We start from the raw sequence: 19,729 nt of genomic DNA, 5'->3' as shown, positions 1-19,729 counted from the left end.
TCCGACACGTGAAAACCGCATGGCAACTACACGAACGTCGCCACTTCTCTCTCTTATGAAACAAAAAGGCGGTAGAGTAACAGGCTTGCAAGAGTTCCAGCAATGGCAACAATAAGCCCCGCCGTACGCTTCTTGTAAAGGAAAAATATCAGCAGCAGGCCGGTGAGTGATACCAGTGTGAGCAGAACAGCGGAGATGTCAATGAACCACTTCCACGTTTTGCCTGTGTCCCGACCTTTGTGCAGGTCATTCATCACGGCCCAAAAGCCGTTCCGCGTCTCGACCAGTTCATACTTCCCTGTGGAACGAATGATTGTTGCGTCAGCGGAGTATCCCGGCCCTCGGAAAGATATCGACACCTGCTCGTCGTCTGTACGAACTTCTCCGACAGCTCCGCTCACATGATTTGAGTTGCGAAGATATTCTGCGATTCGCAGCTCGTCCGGCTTGCTAAGCAGAGCAAGCGGCATGGAGCCTTTCACCAACGTGGTTTTCTCCGCGTGCTCAAACCACTCCTGGTGATTGAGAGTTAGGCCTGTAACCGCAAAAAACAATACGATGGCGAAGCTCACCATCGAGAGATAAATGTGAAGCCAGCGCGCGGTCTTTGCGGTCTTCTGCCGCAGGGCCACGCGCCGTGATGTTGTCTGACTAGCGCTTGTGGTAGTCAAGCGTTGCTGCTCCCAGTTCTTTCGCTTCCGTCAACGCAGCCTGTTGCGGCCTGCCGTTGAAATCGAGCTGATGCTGTTGAAGGTCGTAGCCACCATGCTCACGCACGGCTTCAATGCAGACAGTATATTTGCCGGCCTTCACGGGCTTGCCCTCATTGTCCTTGCCGTCCCACTTCAGAGTGTAGTGGCCGGGCGAGCGAGTGGCTGACGAGATAGTCTTCGACACATCCGTGCCTTCGCTAAGGCTGCGCACCTGGTCGTCGCGATACCACTGCTTGAGGTCGGGAAGCCAGCGGGATTTATCAAACCAAAGAGCAAGCGTACGCACCGGGTAGTGGTCCGCGTCCTCAATCCACACAGCAACATAAGGGCGGCGATAGCGGGCGTCCTCTATACGTGGAAGATTGATATCGATGCTCAGTTCAAAAGCTGGATTCCACAGACCGTTCGTTGCAGGCGCAGCATAGCGCAGCAAAGCTGCCTGCCGAAGGCTGGGAGACTGCGGCCAGCCTGCGCTGCTCACCTGCTCGCCATTCGCCAGAACCAGCAGATACTGTGTGTCAGAATAAGAGGCTGCAAGCCTGCGGCTCTCCTCAACAGGAAGAACAGAGAATGCCGTGGCCAAAGCACCTGCTGTAACGGCGTCCTTCGCAATCACCGTAGAAGAGAGCACATGGCTTGCGGGTTGCGCCGTGTGTGGGTCAATGAGATGCGAGAACCGTGGAGCGCCTGTCTTCAACGCGCCTGCAATCTCAAAGCCGCGACGATACGAACCGCTGGTAGCAACAGCGCGATTGCGAACTGCGACGTAATCAAGCGCGCGGTCATTCTCCGCGGAGGCAACAGGGTTCGCGATGGCGACCATCTGGCTCATATCGCCACGCACGATGACATCTCCGCCGACATTGAGCATGATGCCGGAAGCGCCTGTCTTCATGGCTGCACTTGCTGCTCGTGAACTCACATAGCTCTTGGTAAACGAGGCCAGCGCGAGTGGAACATCACTGAGACGCGTAGCGGTGCGATGCTCGGCATCGAGCGACCAATGAGGCTGCTGAATCGCCTCAACTGTCATGGCAATCTCATGCTCCGTCGGTACGCGGCCTTCAGCAGTTGCGCGGTTCCAGAGCCGCGTTGCGGCCTCTACCGAGGGGTCAAGAGCTCCGCTCGTGCGCTCGCGCCAGTGATCGAACTGTGCAAGCACATCGAAAAGCTCAGGGGAAACAGCTACCGGCATAAGCCGCGTCTTTGCCCAGCGCGAGACTTCACTATCTGCGCGCCATGTGCTGAGAATGGCATTGTCATGATCGAAGATGGCAAGCGCGGCGGCTTCCGAACGCTTTGCTTCCATCATGTTTGCAGCGCGGACTGTTATCTCAAGCGAGGTTCCCAGAACATGCTCGTGATGAAAGCTCCATGAGCCAGTGCCCTGCTGCCCTGCGGCTGCGGGAATGTGCGCTGACTGCGCAGAGCCATTGACAGCAACCGTGGCCAACGGCAAGGAAGCCGCGATTTTCCAGAAGCGGGAAGAAGAACTGTACATTAGTTGTTCGGTCCTTTCGGTTGTTGCGCATCCGGCGCCGCGTTGTTTTCCGAGTTGCGGCGAGGACCGCCAGCAGGCATGGTTGCAAACATCTGCTCAAGCTCGGTTTTGTCGAGTAAACCATCGCCGTTCTTGTCTGCTTCGTCAAAGCGTGCGCGAAGACCATCGGGAACTTCTTCGCGGCTCAACTTGTCATCATGATTGGAGTCGAACTCGCCAAGCGCGTGTGCCGCGCGCTGTGCCGGTGATTGCGGGCGCATGCGCATTTCGTCGGGACTGATGCTTCCATCATGATTCTTATCCAGTGCAAGAAGATGCTGGCTGGCATCCTTCATTTCTTCCGCCGTGATAACACCATCATGATCTGCATCAAGCGCATCGATGAGAGGGTCGAGGTGCATCAGGCCAGCAGCCTCTGCGGAATTGCCGTTTTCATGACCATGCGGAGTTGTCGATCTTGCCGCGCTTTGCCGGATTTCGTCCGGAGTAAGCTTGCCATCTTTGTTGAGGTCGGCGCGATTCAAAAGAGAGCTCATACGCTCCGGCAGCTCATCTGCAGTCAGCACGCCATCTCCATTGCGGTCAAACTTCATAAGTTGCTCGACCAGCAAATTCGGGTCCGCACCTGCATCCGTACGGCGCGGGCTCAACTCATCGCTGAAGCTCAACTGCCCATCGCTATTCAGGTCGAGAGTGCGAAGCGAATCGGGCGCAGACTGAATCTCCTGTGGAGAAAGGTTTCCGTCATGGTTCGTATCAAGCGCCTGCAAAACAAGCCGCGGACGCTGCTGCGGCCCTTGCGCCTGCGTCATGGCGCAGGCTCCGATTGCCAACCCCATCAAGAGGCAATAGCGAGAAGATAGACACAAATTGCGTGACACGAAGAGTCTCCTGAATGGCACTTTGTTGAATATGCAGACGATTTTTGAGCAGGGTCTGTTTAGACCTCTGCCCACTCGCGCAGCAGATTGTGATACACGGCGGTCAGCTCAACGAGCGAAGGATGCTGCTCCATGTCGCGGCCAACTTTCTGAATCGCCACGTCAAGATTGAGCAGCAGAGCACGGCGAGCATCATGCCGAATGAGGCTTTGAAGCCAGAAGAAAGAAGAGACACGGCTGCCACGCGTAACTGGAAGAACACGATGAAGACTGGTAGACGGATAAAGCACCATGTGACCAGCAGGCAACTTCACGGAGTGCGCGCCATACGTGTCATCAATGATGAGCTCGCCGCCGTCATACTCTTCCGGACTGCTCAGGAAAAGCGTAACGGAAAGGTCGGTCCTGATCTGCTCGCCTGTTGCGGGGATGCGGCGAATCGAATTGTCCACGTGATTGCCGAAAGAATGCCCGCCATCGTAGCGATTGAAGAGTGGTGGAAAAATCTTGGCAGGCAGAGCAGCCGAAATGAAGAGAGGGTTCTGGTGCAGAGCCTGCACAATTCGCTGCCCCAGCGAAATTGCAACCGGGCTCGACTCCGGCAGCTGCATGTTGTCTTTTACGCGTGCGGACTGATAGCCCGCCGTGACCTTGCCATCCACCCAGTTGGTACTGTCGAGTTCTTTACGAAACTGAACCACTTCTTCCTGGCTCAGCACATCGGGAATTTGAATCAACATCTTCTAACCTCAAACAAAATCAGGATTGCGTGCTCTCAGAGAGGCTGAGAACGAAGTTCTGAATCTCATGGTGCGAAGAAAGCGCGGCAAGATGCTCTTTCATCTTGCTCAAAAATGCCGGTGTTGCCGTGGCGGGCACTTGTCGCAACCAATGCAGAGCGCCAAGCAAATCGCCTTCCTGAATCAGGAAGCGCGCATGGTTGAACTGCCCGCGAAAGTCTCCACCGATAGCTGCGCGGCGATAGTAGTCTCTCGCCATGGTGCGATCACGACGAACAACCCAACCGTCCTCATAAAAACCGCCGAGCAGGTTGATGGACTTTACATGTCCAAGCTCAGCCGCTTTTTGTAGCCAGTGGAAGGCTTCCATCTTGTCCTGCACTACGCCGTCTTCGCCAAGCGTCAACAGCGTTGCCAGGTTATACATACCCCAGTCGAGCCCGCGCTCGGCTGCTTTGCGAAACCACATCTCCGCAAGGCGCGAACTGCGTGCAATGCCCCAGCCCTGGTCAAGACATCGGCCCACCATATTGATGGCCATGAGATTGCCGCCTTTTGCGGCGCGCTCAAACCAGTGCAGCGCTGCTGCCGGATTGCGCTCTACACACTTGCCATCCAGCAGCATTTGCCCATAGATAACCTGTGCATGGTGCACGCCACGTTGGGCCGCGGCGCGCACCAGTTCCAGCGAGTTTTGATCGGGTTCCTGCATCAACTCTCGCCTAGAACTTCATGTTGAGACCAAACAAGGCTGTACGTCCCGGCCCTGGAATGGCATAGTGTGTCTGGTACGCCTGCTGGAAGTAGTAGGTGTCGCCAACGTTCTGAATGTTCATTTGCAGATTGATGTGCTCGTTGAGCTCGTAGTTCGCAAAGATGTCTTCACGAACATATCCCGGCACCCACTTGTTGTTTGCCTGGCTTCCCCACACCTTGGTCATGCCGTAGATGCCGCCGCCTGCATGCAACCGGGGAAGAATCCCGTAGCTGCTGGTGATGCTGACACTGTGGCGAGCCGTGTTCGGCATGGCCTGGCCGTTGGTGGCGCCATTAGCCGCACCGGCACCTCCTGCATTCGTCAGGATTGCATCAAGGTAGGTGTAGCCGCCGGTAAACTGCCACTTCCTCGTAATCATGCCGCTGAGGCCAGCTTCCCATCCCAGCGTGCGATCATTGCCGGCAGCCGCAATCGTGCCGTCCGCCTGCGTGATGCGCACATTCTGGATGTCTTCACGGAAGAGGTCGATTCGTGCCAATGCGCGGCCACGGTTGAACTCGCGCTTTACGCCGATCTCTTCTTCGCGGATTTGTTCTGGCTGAAGATCCGCATTGCCAACCGTGCTCAGGTTCGAGGTATCCACGCCCTGCGCCAGCGAGCTGCCGGTAGGAATAGACGCCGTGCTCACAGTCCCGTAGATGCTGGTAGGGCTATCCGGCTTGTAGATCACACTGGCTAGATAGGTACCAATGTTGTTCTCCACTTCCTGCTTCGGAATTGCCGTTGCCGACTTCGCGGGCGAGAAGGTGGAATCGTAGTGGTCATAACGGCCACCAACCGTGCTCTGGAGATGCGGAGTAAACACAATGGTATCGAAGGCATACGCGGACTGCGTAACCGACTTCGAATGGGTTGGGTTATGGTTCAGCGGCAGGGTGTTATGCTGCGTCCACGGATCATGATAGTCCGGCGCAAATAACTCCACGCAGTTGTAGTTATCGGCTGCGCCTGCTCCCAGCGGACAGGTTTCCGTACCACCACTGAGGCTGGTCGAGCTGCTTACGTTGTAGGAGTCGTTGTTACCGCGCTCCGAAGAGAATTCCATGCCCACTGCATAGGTGTGCTTAAACTTGCCTGTCTTGAACTGGCCGGAGAGATCGGTCTGATTGTCCGAAGTAAAGACCGCGCTGACACGATCGTTAATACGGCGGAAGAGCAGTCCGTAGTAGATGTTGCCCTGGCTGTCGTCGGGCAGCGTCCATACATAATCCGTCTCGGTGCGCTCATAGCGGTACGAATCGCGGAGCAGCGCATGCTCATTCCAGAGGTCCCGCTCCACGCGACCGGTAGCAGCTTTCACAGTGCTGTTGTTATGGTCACGGTCCGTTAGTCCCCAGAACATGCCGCGATGAGGAATCTTGAGCGGCTGGCCGTCACCGGGCTGAAGAACTCGTTCGCCCGGATCGTTGGTAGGCACCTTGCTCGGGTTGTTGTACGGCACGCCGGAATCAGGAATGCCGCTTGAAACCAGGTGATAGTAGTCAAGATAAGCGCGCGTAGGGCCACCAAGACCGATGGCAAGGCTGGGAGCCACGCCCCAGCGTCCGGTATGCACGGCGTCACGGCCTGCTACATCGGCATCATGCCACACACCTGTTATGCGGCCAGAAACAAGGCTGCCCAGCTTGGCATTGGCGTCCAGGGTACCACGTTTATAGTTGGAGGTGCCGGGCACAAAGCTGCCTGCGATGAAGTTGTCGCGGCGCGCCAGCTTGCTGTTCATGTTGATGCTGCCGCCGCCGGTTCCACGGCCACCGTAAGCGCCGCCGGGACCTTCTTCCACTTCTACGCTCTCAATATCGAAGACTTCGCGCGACTGTGCAGCGATATCACGAATGCCGTCAATGTAAGTGCTGGACTGCGCATCCATGCCACGAATGAAGGGACGGTCGCCGAGCGGGTTGCCGCCTTCGCCCGCGCCAAAGGTAATGCCGGGAACAGTGCGAAGAGCCTCCATCAGCGTGGACGAGGCCGTGTTCTGCATCGTTTCCTGGGAAATAACCGAGACCGTCTGGGGGAGGTCAACCAAAGGAGCCGTGTATTTGGGGGAGGGCATTACATCGGCGTGAACTTCAACCGAGGTCTTGTCGCCAGTAACGGAGAGAACAACCCTATCGGCGCTCTCGAAGCGGGCGGACACGCCAGTGTTGGCCAGAACGTGGCTCAGAGCTTCCTGCATGGTCAAAACGCCCGTCACGCCGGGCGACTGCAAGGCTCCAATATCGTCAGAGGCAAAGGCGAAAGAAACACCCGTATCCTTTTCCACGGCAGCCAGAACTTCTTTCAGGGTGCCGGCGGGGATTTTGAAATTGTGCACCGTCTGCCCGGGATTGTTCTGCTCGCCAGCGTCGCGCACGGGCGATTTGCTGGCATCGGAAGCATCTTTCTCGTCGCTGGGAACAGTTGTTGCTTCAGCTCCGCGCGCCGTCAACCCGACCAGCGCAAACGCGGCCATGGCAAGCAGGGAGTTACGTTTTCCACGGCCAACTGCTGCTGGCTGAATCCTGTCATCGCGCTCACCCCCGAGATGTGCTTCGCCAAACACCTCCGGGAACTCTGCGCGCTGGTCTGCAGAAAGAAAAGCCTTTCTGGCCAACTTGCTTCTTCTTGGTTCCTTCTTCATTATCGATCTCCTTTTATCTTGAAGAAATGCTTCAGAAACAATGAGATACACACACTTGTCCCACCGATATAGGACTGAAAAAGTCTTATATTCTGATGCAGATATGCGACTGATTTCGTCCTTATTCAATATACACAGGGAGCGCCCTATATGCGACATATTCAGTCGGATTTATTGAAGGAAATTTCACGATACAAGATGTACCGATGTCGATGGCTTCCCAGTTCCCTATTCCAGCCGCAATTACGTACCAAGCCTGTTCAGGTGCGCAAGGACTTTATGCTGATGCTGCCTCAGCATTCAACAAAACGAAATGCGCGACGCTTGCCTGACGTTTCAGAGAAGCTGCAAATGTGTACTGGATTCGATGGTGGACGCGGTAGGAATCGAACCTACAACCTGTCGGTTAAGAACTAGGATTTTGCAGCTTTCAGCATTGCTCAACATTACTCTATATGTAGCATTTTCATGCACTTGTAAAACTTCGCTGGCACAACTGAATTATAGGGACTACCCACAATTTCGCACTATTTTTCACCAGTTTACCCACAAAAGTCCCCACAGTAATTTTGGGCTTCATCCGGCCCTCGTTGGCGCAATGACAGGAGGCACAAAAGGCATAAATTTACTTGGCTAACCCAATTCTCTGCATTTCTGGCTGTCGGCTATGCGTATTAGGCCAACCCATTTGATGAAGGATTGTCCAGTTTGCGGATCTCACATATATCTTCCACCTCGATATCGAAAAAGAGAGCCGCTGGTGCTACTCGGAGCCCTTATGCGAGCAGCTCAAGCGTATCGAGTTGCACACTAGACGTGCCTCCCTCGATTCAACTTATGTGGCTTCGCTGAAGACTGGATACCTCGGCAAGCCTCTCTCACGATGAAGGATTATCTGAGCTTTTGGCATATCTCCGTCGAAACGCAGCCCGGCCAGCAGATCCTAATCGACCGACCTCTTGGAAAAGCTGGTTTGCAGCGCCGTCTATGTGCACAGGGATGCAATGTTCCGCCACCTCCTTATTATCCTTCTTCTATCGACGTCAAATGCTTGTGACAGTCGGCCTGTTGAAAAATTAGCGGCTGCCAAGCTAGTGAGAGCTGTTTCTTTCAAACCGCCTTCACCAGCTTAACGGCCGCAATTCAGGAGAACATTAACATGCTCCGGTCGCTGCCTTCAGATCGTTGCGTTCAGAATGTGAATTTAGCGCCCAGTTGAAGCCATCTTGGATTGAATGCGGAAGTGGAACGCCCAAACGAACCATCCGCCAGATTGCCGTCCACCTGATTCAAGTTCATCCGGTTAAGCACATTGAAGAACTCAAACCGAAGTTCGAGGGCCATCTGTTCCCTGATCCGCGTTTTCTTGATGAGCGACAAATCGACGTTGAAAAATCCAGGATTGCGGAAGCGGTTGGGCCGCTCGTTGCCTTCGCTCCCCATCGTCGGAGCCGTGAAGTCGTCGCTTGCGAAAATGCCGTTGAGATACGCGATGTGTCCGGTCGCCGTGGAGTAGCTCCGGCTGACGTTCGGCCAATCGTAGTTATAGCCATCGGCGTTGAAGTCGCCACTCCCTGGCATCAAGCCAATCACCTTGCCCGACTCGTCCACCTCCGGCTGGAAGGAAGCACCCGTATACACCGTGAATGGCTCACCGTCCTGCGCCACCGATGTTCCCGCCAATTCCCATCCACCTAGCAGAACATTCACCGCATGCTCCTCAAACCTGCGTACAGGAATCTCATAGCTGCCGGTAAACGAGAACCTGTTCGGCACATCGAAGCCGGAGGGCTGCCAGTACTGCGAGATGCGGTTCTGGTCCGGATATTGCTGACCGAAGTCCATCGACGCAGACCGCGTATACGATGCCGTGAATGAGCCATTCTTGAAGCGCCGCTGCAGCGTTGCGATGAAGGCGTTGTAGTTGGAGCTATTGCCGTTCCTTGTGTAGTTGATGGTGCCAAAGCTGCTGTTCAAGCGGGTCAGCACGTTGTTGTGCACAATCAGGTCGCCGGCCACGCGGTTAATGTCCGTTCCTGGAGCCTGGTTGAATACGGAGCCCGTCAATTGCTGCCGTGTGCGCGTGCCGGAGTAGCCCACGCTCGCCACTAACTTGCCCGCGAATTCATGCTGTATGCTCCCGACGAACGTGACTGTGTACGGACTGCGCAGATTTGGGTCGATACCTCCAATCGTCAACTGCGCTCCCGCCAGTCCGCCATGTTCGTCAAGCGATGTGCTTGGCAGGCTCGGGTAAGGATACCCAAGGGGATCATGGTCGCTGGTACCCATCGCAAAAATAGGAGGATTCGTGGTTCCGGTCAGGAACGTTGGCAGAACAAAGCCCGGCGGGTTTCCTTTCAGATTGTTTTCATCGATGCCAAGCGTGGGCCAGTCACGGTACAGTCCAACGCCGCCGCGCACTACCCACTTGCCCTGCGAAGACGGGTCCCAGGCGACGCCGACACGCGGGCTGAATCCGCTGATTGCATGATTGAAGACGTGGTTCAGTTGAATCACAGAGCCGTTGCCGATTTGATTCTGCTCAGACTGCCCGGAGCCGAAAAAGAAGTTGGCCAGGGTAGTGCCGTCCGTCGGATGCGGGTTGCCAAATGTATCCCAGCGCAGCCCTGCCGTCAGGGTCAGATTGTGCCGGACCTGCCACGTGTCCTCCACAAACGCACCGTGGATGGTGGCGGCAAACAGATACTGCCCAGGTGTCGGCTTGCCTGTCAGCGGGTCGTACGCCAGGCTGCCTTCGTCGTGCGGATTGTCTTGTACCAAGTCCAACAGGTTGTTGAAATCGAAGCTTGGGTGCGAGTAGATGCCCGCAAAGAGCGCCTGATCGTCGCCGTGCCATCCTTCGTAACCGGCCTTCAATGAGTGCGCGCCGTGCACCAGCGTCAACACGTCACGCCAGCGATAGTTGTGCTGGATAAAGTTGCCCTGCGAAAACCCGATGCCCAGCCCCGCGCCCTGCCCCACAACATTTACCACCGGCACGGAAAAGGGTCCGGTTTTATTTACGTCGCCTTGCATCCGCAAAAACCCGAACATACTCTCGTTCAGCACGTGGTCATTGAAGGTGTGCGTTTCATTCACCTGCAGCGAATTTGTATCGTATAGCGACGTGGTGTTCATGTCGGTGCGCACGGACGGCCCTTCATCGCTGTGTGTCATGCGGAAGTAGTTGCCGTAGAGTCGGTCCGATCCAAAGTACTGGTCAATGCGCGTGTTGAACTGCAGGCCGTTGCGGTACGGGCTGGCCGCATACGACCCCTGGTCGATCATCGGCAGCGAACAGGGAATGTTCGCCGCCTCGCTCGTTCCGCAGATTCCCGGAAAGATGTCATTTGCCGTTGCCAGCAGCGTGAGGTCGCTGACCGGCTTGATGGGATATTTCTGCAATAGCTGAGTTCCCAGGTTGCCGGAAAAATTGCTTGCCGCCCATGCGACAAATGCAGGGTCTTCAAACGAATATGCCTGGCTGCCGGTTGAGAACGTTGAGCGCAGCGGCTCAATGGCGAAGAAAAAGTAGCTCTGCCGGTGCGGCACGATTGGTCCGCCGATGGTTCCCGACAGGTTGTTGCTCTTGAACGGGGCATACGCCGGCCCCGTGAACGGCGTCCGCGCCCAGAGGTGCTGATTGGTAAAGAAGTCGCTCGCGCTGCCGTGAAATTTGTTCGTGCCCGCCTTAGTCGTGGTGGCCGCAATAATCGAGCCGCCGCGGCCATACTGCACGCTAAAAGTATTAGTCTCTATGGTGAACTCCTGCACCGCATCAGGATTTGGGCTCAGGTTCGCCGTGCCACCCGTGATGTCGCTCGTCACGTCCAGCCCATCCACCACAAACATATTGCTCAGCAGGCTGCGCCCGTTCGCACTCGCATCCACCGGCAGTTCGGTCGCAAAGTTGTCGGGAATCTGTCCCGGCAGGCCGCTGCTGTTGGCCGTCGGGTTTGTGCCTACGGCTACGCCAAGCCCTGATACGCCGGGAGCCATTGACGTCAGGCCCATAAAGTTCTGGCCCGCAATCGGAATGGTGTGCAACTCGACGGAGTCAATCGTTCGCGACAGCCGGCTGTCACCGGGGTCCAGGATCGGAGCCTCCGAGGAAACAGTCACCTGCTGCTGCTGACCGGCAATGCTCAGCGTGACCGGCAGGCTCCTCGGCTCCCCTGTTGTCAGGCTGAAGGCGATGACACTGTCGGCAAAGCCGGCCGCCTTCACCGTGGCCTGATACTCGCCCGGCGCCAGGCTGCCAAAGCTGAAGTTGCCGCCGGAGTCGGTCTCTTTCTCCTGCGCAACCCCGTTGTCGATCTTTTGAATCCGAATCTTTGCTTTCGAAATGCTTGCCCCGCTTGGGTCGACCACCGTGCCCTGCACGCTAGCGCTGAACTGTGCAAGAGCAGCCGGAACTGCTACCATGCCAGCCAATAAACATACGAGAAGCGCCCTGACGTTGTGTTTCACTTTTCGGCCTCCGCTCTCAAATAGAAACATCTAGGAAGTTTCGCAAACTTACGATTTGATATTTATGTTTGCTTTTATATTCGTTTCGTGTCAACATTTTTCGTAATTCGCTTGTCGTTTTATTTTTTGTATGTGTCGCCTACGCACTCGATTCGCGCTGGAGACCCGTGACCGTACCGCTCTGCGAGGAAAGTAACTATGTGTCGATTTCTTTCAATCCTCAGCCTTTTATTTGTTTCTTTGCCGGGCTTTGCATCCGCTCTCGAAGATACCCGCGTCATTCGCTTCAACGATTCCGGCTCAGTTGAGCTCCATTTGAACGGTCATTCCGCGACCCTCCGCCCCGGCGAACACTCGGGCCAATGGACTCTTATGCAGATCATTCCGGTTCTTTCCGGCAGACAGGCTGTGCTCGAAGACTTCACGCAGATGGATGGCCAATTGGTCTTTGTCGACCAGGCTGGCATTAGACTCAGCCTAGCGAAAAGCTCCGAGTCGACCGCTAATGACCCATCGACGCAACCCTATCTCGGCCACTCCGTGGATGAAGTCATGAAGAGCTCCTCCGATCTGCTTGGAGACGAAATCCTCTCCAAACCTGGCGACCCTGAGTATGCGCAGATCGCCTCCGTCTTTCCGCCCATCCGGAAGATGCAAACTTATGCCTTTGTGGGTGCTCCGCAGACTTTTGATAAAGTTGGCTTTGAATACGGCGGGCGAACCCCGGATTTCGATCCCGCCATCTATTTCCCCTCTGTCATCACAAGCCGCAACAACGGAACTGTTCGCAATGGCCTGATCGGCGGCTTTTTACCTGTGCTGCGGTTTGTTTATCCGGAAGAGCCTGGCAGTTGGGTGGAAATGCTGGCTTACGCTCCGCTGCGCATTTCTAATGGCAACAACCGCATCCAGCCTGCCTGGTATCGCATTGCTCATGTTCGGAACAATCAATTGGAATGGATCAAGTACATCGACTCATACCAGCCATTCCCTCCACGAACGGGATACGACGCGGCTGATTTTTACAGCGATCTCGTTCGTCTGCGCTCAGAATGGAACCATACCCTCGCGCCCGCAATGAAGATCTCCGTCCCCGATGAGCGTTTCTCCAATATGGCGCGCTTTTCTCTCATCCAAGAGATGATGACCCGCATCGGCGACTATCCGAAGTATGGTGTTCTTGATCGCAACTATGGCGGCAGTGAGCACGATGGGTTTCCTGACACTTTTAACGTCGACACTGCTGCCATGCTTGAGTGGGGCATGGTCTCCCAGGCCGGACAATATATTGATAACTACTTTGGGAAGTTCGTCCGCGACGATGGCTCCATTCTGTACCGCGGCCCGGAGACCGGGCAATATGGGCGCATGCTCACAGTAGTGGCACAGTATGCGAGCTACGGCGGCGACCCGGCTCTGCTATTGAAGCTGCGCGGCCGCATCGATGGCGTGGCCAAACTCCTGCTTGCCCTGCGCGAACGCGGCAAAAAGTTGCCGCAATCGAGTGCGGCTTATGGGTTGATCGCGGGATGGTCGGAAGCAGATGCCTGCCTTGATCCGCATCCCGAGCGCTATATGCAGCCGTACTTTTCGAACAGCACCGAGGCGGCGCGCGGGTTTCACGACCTTGGCATCGTCTGGGAGAAGATTGGCGTAAAGACAAACAACCCCGAGCTTACGCAGTGGGGCCGCAAACTGCAGCAGGAGTCCTCAGAACTGGAAATCGACATCCAGGCCGCGATCTCGAGGTCTATCCTGCATCTCGATGGAGAAAGCATCCTACCCGCCATTGCCGGTGTGCACGAGCCCTTCCACATAGCCGTGCCCAAGGACAAGGAGGACCCGCAGTACCGCTCCTACCGCGCTTTTATGGAAATGCTCTACTCCGGCGTCCTGACGGATGAGCAGGTGAAGATAGTCATCGACTACCGCACGCGCCACCACGACATCATCCTGGGGTTGCCAACCGCGTACGGCTACAACACGGGCGAGCTTGCAGGCTTCCTTTCCTACGGCAACGGCTACGCGCTCATCCAGCACGACATGATTCGCAAGGCCCTGCTGCTGACCTACTCCGACATGGCGCACCAATATACGCGCGGAAGCTGGACTGCGCCGGAAACCCGCAACATTCTTCCAACTGTGGCTGCCGCGCCATACTGCACGCCCGCTCAGTTGGTCGTTACGTTAATGACCAAGTGGTTGCTCGTTTTTGAGGACCCACAGGCCGATGTGCTCTGGCTTGCAAAAGGCACTCCAAGCGACTGGTTGCAGGATGGGAAATCCATCTCTGTCGAAGATGCTCCCACACGCTGGGGCAGCGTCAGCTACTCTATTCACTCTCACATAGCTGCTGGCTCTATTGTTGCCCAAATCAAACTACCCGCAGGCTTCAAAACGGATGCAAGGCTCCGGCTGCGTGTTCCCGGCGAGTCTCCTCTCAAGTCGGTCACCATCAACGGCCAGCCCTGGACGCGTTTCGATGCCGCAAGTGCAACCATCACGCTGCCTGCCGGCACGGACAAAGAACTGAATATGGTGGCTAACTTCTGAAACGAGAGCTTCGCATGGCGCATACTCCACATCCGTTTCAACACCGCTTCGCATGGGTGCCGCTGCTTGCTCTCGCGCTTGGCATTGCTCCGTGTGCTGCGGTCTCACCGCATCCCTGGGCCACATACCGCGCCATGCACCGCAACTCCCCTATAGTGATTGACGGGGACCTCACGGAGTGGAAGAACGTTCCCGGCTTCACTATGAACCGGGCCAGCTTCTTCTATGTCGGGCAGGGCATGTCCGACGCGAAGTGGCAAGGCCCTAGTGATCTCTCCGCAACCTTCAAACTGCTCTGGGACGAAACCTATATTTATGTAGCCGTCCACGTCACGGACGACCGCGTGACCGAGCCGCATGGCTCTCTGGCGCCAACCATGGACACTGGCTCCTGGGATGACGATGGCGTGGAGCTGATGCTGGATAACGACGGCTCCAATATGTCGCGCTACTACATTGGCGACCCGATGCACCATGAATTTCATTTCGTCTTCAGTCAGAAGCATCCGTTCGTCTTCGATAACTTCTGGAAGTATCAGAAGGGCGCTCCGCAGCCTATGTTCCTGCTGCCCAGCGGTGCAAAGGAACCGTTGGCGTACCCTGACGAAGTGATGGCAAAGAACGACGTTACCGCGCTCTTCGGGCAGATGCCCTACGACGGAGCCTACGCCTTCAAGCGCACCACCGATGGCTATATCCTTGAAGTGCGGATGCGTCTTCCCGGTGCTCGCATGAAAGCCATTGAAAAAGGCGGCCGTCGCATCGGCTTCGATATCGCCGTTAACGACAATGACGCCGGCGCGGGACCGCTCAAGCAGCAGCTTCATTGGTCTGGAATGAACGGTCTCTTCTGGCGCGATACAAGCCTCTTTGGAACCCTGCTCCTCACACGCCGTCAGCCGCCGAAGTAAAACTGGCGCTAATGCGGCTGGCTTGTCCCCGAGTCCGCGCTTTCGCCAACCAGCTTGTAACGGTTGGCCTCGACCTCTCTCTGGTCGGCAGCCTCCCTCAGGTCCAGGAGTCGTCTAGTCAACTCCGATATTTCCTTCTCCCGTCCCTGCTTGTGCAGCGCCCTAATCAAGTGATAGACCGCTGTCTGATCTTCCGGGTCATATCGCAGCGCCAGCCGCGACTGCGCTTCCGCATGCACATTGTCGCCCCTTGCCAGGTATATCTTCGCCAGCAAATCATGCGCCTCCGCCATATCCGACTGCATCGTGAGTGCGGCCTCGGCAGCCCGCATCGCCTCGTCCTGATTCTCGCTATTGTCGCCTTTTGCGCTCAAGTTCTCCGCCAACAGATAAAGAAGATGCGGATCGCGCGGCCTCGCCTTCAGCCGCTCGCGAATCACCGGAATGGCCGTTTCGACCGAGCCTGTCTGCTCCGCCAGAATCCCTTGCGCGGACCCAACCAGAGACGAGCCCGGCTGCAACTGGTCTGCTCTCTCAAAAGCCTTTTCAGCCTCGGCATACCGCTCCAGCTGCACTAGCAGGATGCCGCGCACAAGAAGCAACGCGGCGGAATCGGGCCTTATCTTCAACCCCGCATTCACCATATCCACGCCTACCTGGTACGACTGATACTTGAACGAGAGCTCCGCAAACTGCACATAAAGATCTTCTTTCGCAGGGTCAAGCACAATCGCCTTGCGCAGTAGTTCGACGGCTTCCGGAGTGCGGCCTTGCTTCTCATATGCGGCGGACGCCAGCGAAAGCGCACCACTATCCGCTACGTCTGACAGAGTCGGCTTCAGCGTGCTCAACGCGCCATTCGTATCGCCGGAATCCAGTTGCAATGCCGCAAGCTGCTTGCGAACTATGGCGTCTGCCGGCTTGAGGATCAGGAGCCGCTCAAAGACAGGCCGCGCCTTTTCGTTCTCGCCATCTTTCAGCAGACACATGCCGTCGTGCTCCAGCGCCTCCGGGTTCGCATCCAACACTGCTCCGGCCTCTTCAAACTCCGCCACGGCCTTGCCGCATTCCTTGCGCTCAAACGCGATCTCACCGAGCATGGCGTGGGCCACACTGTTGTGCGCATCCACCCGTACAAGGCGCTCCAGCGTCGCGCTGGCATCCAGAGTCCGTTCGTCATACTCAATTTTGGCTGCTCCTTCGAGAGCCGCCCGGTCATCTGGCGCAAGACTGAGCGCGTGGCGGAATGCCTTCAGCGCATCATCCGTCTGTCTCTGCGAGGAAAGTGCAATACCCTTCAAATCCCAGAGCCGCACCTCCTGGGGAGAGTTCTGGATAGCCGCCTCCAGAAGAGCCAGCGCGCGGTCATATTGATGCGTTCGCAGTGCAGTAACAATCTCCGCGGTACTCTGCGAAGCAGGCGCTTGCGCATGTGTCGAAAATGCCGCTGCCGCCAGAAGCAACCCGAGGACAGCCTTGAACTTCTGAACCATTGCTGCTTCCTTACGGATTGCCGATGCTGTTTTCGATATGTTTCATAAAGTATCGAAATCCGCCAAAATTTCTCCCAGTATCTTGCGAACACTTATAATTGTCAATTATCTTGAGTGTTGCTTAGCAGCTCAATTTGAATTTACTTTGTATCCGGGCACGGCAGGCAGGCAGAAAGCCTGTCCGCAGCAATTCCATTTACACTTGCCCGCTCGAAGATACACTGAAAAGCGGCGATAAGGAGTGGGGCTTGGAAAAGCAGAGGTCGCGGGCAGGAAAATCGAAAGAACTGGCCCCGCTTTCTACGGGAGCACAGGAGAAGCCGCTTCCGGGAGCCTCAATGGAAGGCATGCTCGGCGAAGAGCGCCGCATGCAGATTCTGCATAAGATTCGTACGCAGGGTCGCGTCAAGGTCAACGAGCTGGCCAACGTCTTCAACACATCCGCCGTCACGATTCGCAACGATCTCAACGACCTGCATCAGCGCGGGTTGCTCATGCGTTCCCATGGCGGTGCCGTTTCTCCCGATACCATTCTGCAGGAGTCCTCAGTCAATGACCGGCTCAAATCCCATGCAGATGAAAAGCGCCGCATTGGGGCCATGGCCGCAACTCTCGTTAGCAACGGGGAAACGGTCGTCATCGATTCCGGCACAACAACCGTTGAGCTCGCCCGTGGCATCAAGAACAAGCATGCGCTCCAGGTCATTACCAATGGTGTCAACATTGCCGCCGAGCTTCTCGATGCACGTGGCGTGCAAACCTTCATCATCGGTGGCACGGTACGCGGAGAGTCTGCCTCCATCGTAGGCCGCACGGCCGAAGATATGCTCAATCAATTTGCCGCGGACAAGTTCTTTCTAAGCGGCGCAGGATGTGACCCCGACTTTGGCGTGAGCGGCGCCAACTTCGACGAGACCATTGTTACGCGCGCCATGATGCGCATCGCCCGCGAGATTATCCTCGTTGCAGACTCCAGCAAGTTTTCCAAACGTGGGCTTGCGCGCATCGCGGAGTTCTCTGAGATCGATACTGTTATCAGCGATACGAATCTTAGCGAAGCCTTCCAGGAACGGCTGAAGGGCTTCGGCTGCAACCTGATTCTTGTCTGATTCGCGCCTGCCTATTCAAGCACCTCGTCGAGCTGGAACATCCGCACTCCAAACCGGCGTGTGCGAATCGCCCCGTAGCCAAGCCCCAGAACCATCCACACAAGACCTAGCGCCTTGGCCATATTACCCAGATGAATCCAGATGAACAGACAAATGACAAAGCTCAGCGCTGAGGCCGCCAGGATGCCTGTATGACGGCGAGGTCCCACCGCCAATAGTGCAGAAAGCAAGCCGCGTTTACTCCGGTGAACGCGAGAAACGCGCCAAAGTTCAGCATCTCCGCGCCAATCTCATACGCGCCGCCGCCCAGGTGTGCCGAGAAGAGCTCCAGCAACGATGCGCCGGCAAACGCTATTGCGCCCACAACCAGGATGCTGTTGCGAGGAACCTGCCGCTTCGGTTCAATCACACTGAAAAAGGACCGTGGCAGCGCGTTGCTGCGGCCCATTCTGTAAAGAATCCGCCCGCGGCAAGCTGCGAGCCAATCCCCGATCCCATGTTGGCCACCAGTAGCGTCAGATTGATGGCACGAAACAGTGCCACGCCGCCCACCCTCCGCGAGAGCAGCGCGAACGCGGACTCAACCTCATTGCCGGCAAACAGCTGCGATCCCCACACCAGTTCTGCCGCATACACCTCCAGCGACGACAGTACGCCAGCAATCAGGCACACTAGAATCGTCGCCAGCAAAATTTTTCTTCGCGGATTCCGCGCCTCTTCTGAGAGCGTTGATACCGCGTCAAACCCGATATACGTCAGCACTGCCACGGACGTGCCGCCCAGCACGCTCGAAAAATTAAACGTTGCCGCGTTGTAGAACGGCAGCATGAGATCCGGCTCCGCGTATGGACCTCCCCACACGGAGCGCGCCACCGCAATCAGAAAAATCAGCACAACTATGCTCATCGCGATGCACATGACTTCATTCACACACGCCGATGTCTTCACTCCGCGCACGCCCATCCAGGTAAAACACGCCGAAAAGATAAGCACCCAGATGTAGTAGGAAACACCGGGAACGATATTTTCCGCGGCTTTTGCGCAGAACGCCGTGCAGATCAATGGGTCCAACAGGTAATCCATCACCAGACCCCAGCCGACGATGTAGCCCAGCAGAGAGTTAGTCTCGCAGCTCACATAGGTGTACGCCGAGCCCGCGCTTGGGTATTTGCGCGCCATGCAGCCGTAGCTCACGGCAGTAAACAGCATTGCCACCATGGCAATCAGGATCGTCGTTACCACGTGGCCGTGCACCCGGTTGCTCACCACGCCGTAAATGCCCATCGGCGCCGTCGGCTGAATCACAACCACCCCAATCACAACCACCCCAATCACAACCAGGTTCCAAAGGCTCAGCGTACGGCTTAGCCGGCCTGTTGCAGACACCTCCTGCCGTTCTGCCTGTTCCGTCACACAACTCTCCCGCGCCCGCTGAAATTTTTAGTCTGTTGGATGGATGGTTACGCTCTGGACAACGCGATCGATAACGCCGTCCGGGCTCGGATTGTCCGGATTCAGCCCCGCGTCGACGCTGACATAATAGGCCAGCAGGTGCGGGCTAATAATCTCGAATGGCGTCCGCAACGCATCCGGAAGATCGCTTGCCACTACTGGAATCCGATGATCCAGCAGGTGTTCCGCTTCTTCTCCCCCGCCAATGCCCGAAAGATATCCCAGCTTCTTCGCTCGGAGTTCCTTGACCAGGTCAAGCTCATATAGATAGCGGATAGGATCATTCGAGAACAGGCACAGCACAAAGGTATCCGACGTAAGAAACGACATTGGTCCATGGCGCAGCCCAAGAAATGTTTCCGCAAGAACCGGAAAGCTCCCACCTGTCGGCTCCAGTATCTTCAAAGAGGCTTCGCGCCCCCACCCCAGTAGCGGAGAAGAAGAAAGTACAACCACCCGGCCATGAATTGCGTCGGCCGCCTCCCTGCATGCCTTGTCCAAT

Annotated in this window: 14 protein-coding genes; 3 read left to right on the top strand and 11 right to left on the bottom strand. The window is 56.4% G+C overall.

The window, feature by feature from the left end:
- Nucleotides 1-53: 53 nt before the first annotated feature.
- From AC5S3R_RS16125 to AC5S3R_RS16095, 7 genes are all read right to left on the bottom strand, one after another.
- The gene (locus tag AC5S3R_RS16125) at nucleotides 54-671 is read right to left on the bottom strand and encodes a PepSY-associated TM helix domain-containing protein (RefSeq protein WP_494268180.1); all 618 of its coding nucleotides are present in this window, start codon (nucleotides 669-671) and stop codon (nucleotides 54-56) included.
- Nucleotides 652-2,214: a DUF2271 domain-containing protein gene (locus AC5S3R_RS16120; RefSeq protein WP_494268179.1), complete on the bottom strand. Its 1,563-nt coding sequence runs from the start codon at nucleotides 2,212-2,214 to the stop codon at nucleotides 652-654. The genes AC5S3R_RS16125 and AC5S3R_RS16120 overlap by 20 nt, the downstream gene beginning before the upstream one ends.
- Nucleotides 2,214-3,026 carry an EF-hand domain-containing protein gene (locus AC5S3R_RS16115; protein ID WP_494268178.1) on the bottom strand — a complete coding sequence of 271 codons (813 nt, stop codon included), beginning with the start codon at nucleotides 3,024-3,026 and terminating at the stop codon, nucleotides 2,214-2,216. The genes AC5S3R_RS16120 and AC5S3R_RS16115 overlap by 1 nt, the downstream gene beginning before the upstream one ends.
- Nucleotides 3,027-3,154: 128 nt before the next feature.
- The gene (locus AC5S3R_RS16110) at nucleotides 3,155-3,835 is read right to left on the bottom strand and encodes a Fe2+-dependent dioxygenase (protein ID WP_494268177.1); all 681 of its coding nucleotides are present in this window, start codon (nucleotides 3,833-3,835) and stop codon (nucleotides 3,155-3,157) included.
- A 19-nt stretch (nucleotides 3,836-3,854) separates the two neighbouring features.
- Nucleotides 3,855-4,547, bottom strand: a complete 693-nt coding sequence (locus tag AC5S3R_RS16105; RefSeq protein WP_494268176.1) for a tetratricopeptide repeat protein — start codon at nucleotides 4,545-4,547, stop codon at nucleotides 3,855-3,857.
- Between the two features lie 10 nt (nucleotides 4,548-4,557).
- Nucleotides 4,558-7,236 carry a TonB-dependent receptor domain-containing protein gene (locus tag AC5S3R_RS16100; protein ID WP_494268175.1) on the bottom strand — a complete coding sequence of 893 codons (2,679 nt, stop codon included), beginning with the start codon at nucleotides 7,234-7,236 and terminating at the stop codon, nucleotides 4,558-4,560.
- 1,191 nt (nucleotides 7,237-8,427) lie between these two features.
- Nucleotides 8,428-11,709 (bottom strand): TonB-dependent receptor, encoded by a 3,282-nt coding sequence (locus AC5S3R_RS16095; protein ID WP_494268174.1) that lies wholly within the window; start codon nucleotides 11,707-11,709, stop codon nucleotides 8,428-8,430.
- Between the two features lie 198 nt (nucleotides 11,710-11,907).
- Between AC5S3R_RS16095 and AC5S3R_RS16090 the strand changes: the two genes are divergently transcribed.
- Together AC5S3R_RS16090 and AC5S3R_RS16085 are read left to right on the top strand one after the other, a co-directional pair.
- On the top strand, nucleotides 11,908-14,262 hold the full coding sequence (locus AC5S3R_RS16090) for a hypothetical protein (protein WP_494268173.1): 2,355 nt from the start codon (nucleotides 11,908-11,910) through the stop codon (nucleotides 14,260-14,262).
- A 14-nt stretch (nucleotides 14,263-14,276) separates the two neighbouring features.
- The gene (locus AC5S3R_RS16085; RefSeq protein ID WP_494268172.1) at nucleotides 14,277-15,173 is read left to right on the top strand and encodes a sugar-binding protein; all 897 of its coding nucleotides are present in this window, start codon (nucleotides 14,277-14,279) and stop codon (nucleotides 15,171-15,173) included.
- 8 nt (nucleotides 15,174-15,181) lie between these two features.
- Here AC5S3R_RS16085 and AC5S3R_RS16080 read toward each other — a convergent pair whose 3' ends face one another.
- The gene (locus AC5S3R_RS16080; protein ID WP_494268171.1) at nucleotides 15,182-16,666 is read right to left on the bottom strand and encodes a tetratricopeptide repeat protein; all 1,485 of its coding nucleotides are present in this window, start codon (nucleotides 16,664-16,666) and stop codon (nucleotides 15,182-15,184) included.
- A gap of 248 nt (nucleotides 16,667-16,914) precedes the next feature.
- Here AC5S3R_RS16080 and AC5S3R_RS16075 point away from each other — a divergent pair, with 248 nt between their 5' ends.
- Nucleotides 16,915-17,775 carry a DeoR/GlpR family DNA-binding transcription regulator gene (locus tag AC5S3R_RS16075; RefSeq protein ID WP_494268170.1) on the top strand — a complete coding sequence of 287 codons (861 nt, stop codon included), beginning with the start codon at nucleotides 16,915-16,917 and terminating at the stop codon, nucleotides 17,773-17,775.
- Nucleotides 17,776-17,938: 163 nt separating this feature from the next.
- Here AC5S3R_RS16075 and AC5S3R_RS16070 read toward each other — a convergent pair whose 3' ends face one another.
- Genes AC5S3R_RS16070 through AC5S3R_RS16060 form a run of 3 tightly spaced genes read right to left on the bottom strand, consistent with a single transcriptional unit; the run spans nucleotide 17,939 to nucleotide 19,632 of the window.
- Nucleotides 17,939-18,184 carry a hypothetical protein gene (locus tag AC5S3R_RS16070; RefSeq protein ID WP_494268169.1) on the bottom strand — a complete coding sequence of 82 codons (246 nt, stop codon included), beginning with the start codon at nucleotides 18,182-18,184 and terminating at the stop codon, nucleotides 17,939-17,941.
- The gene (locus tag AC5S3R_RS16065; RefSeq protein ID WP_494268168.1) at nucleotides 18,181-19,188 is read right to left on the bottom strand and encodes an APC family permease; all 1,008 of its coding nucleotides are present in this window, start codon (nucleotides 19,186-19,188) and stop codon (nucleotides 18,181-18,183) included. The genes AC5S3R_RS16070 and AC5S3R_RS16065 overlap by 4 nt, the downstream gene beginning before the upstream one ends.
- Before the next feature lie 27 nt (nucleotides 19,189-19,215).
- A complete protein-coding gene (locus tag AC5S3R_RS16060) occupies nucleotides 19,216-19,632 on the bottom strand; it encodes a phosphoheptose isomerase family protein (RefSeq protein ID WP_494268167.1) in 417 nt (138 codons plus the stop codon).
- Nucleotides 19,633-19,729: the final 97 nt, after the last annotated feature.

The organism is Occallatibacter sp. FHG110214_02 (assembly GCF_059115385.1).
This window is presented reverse-complemented; position numbering and strand designations above follow the sequence as displayed.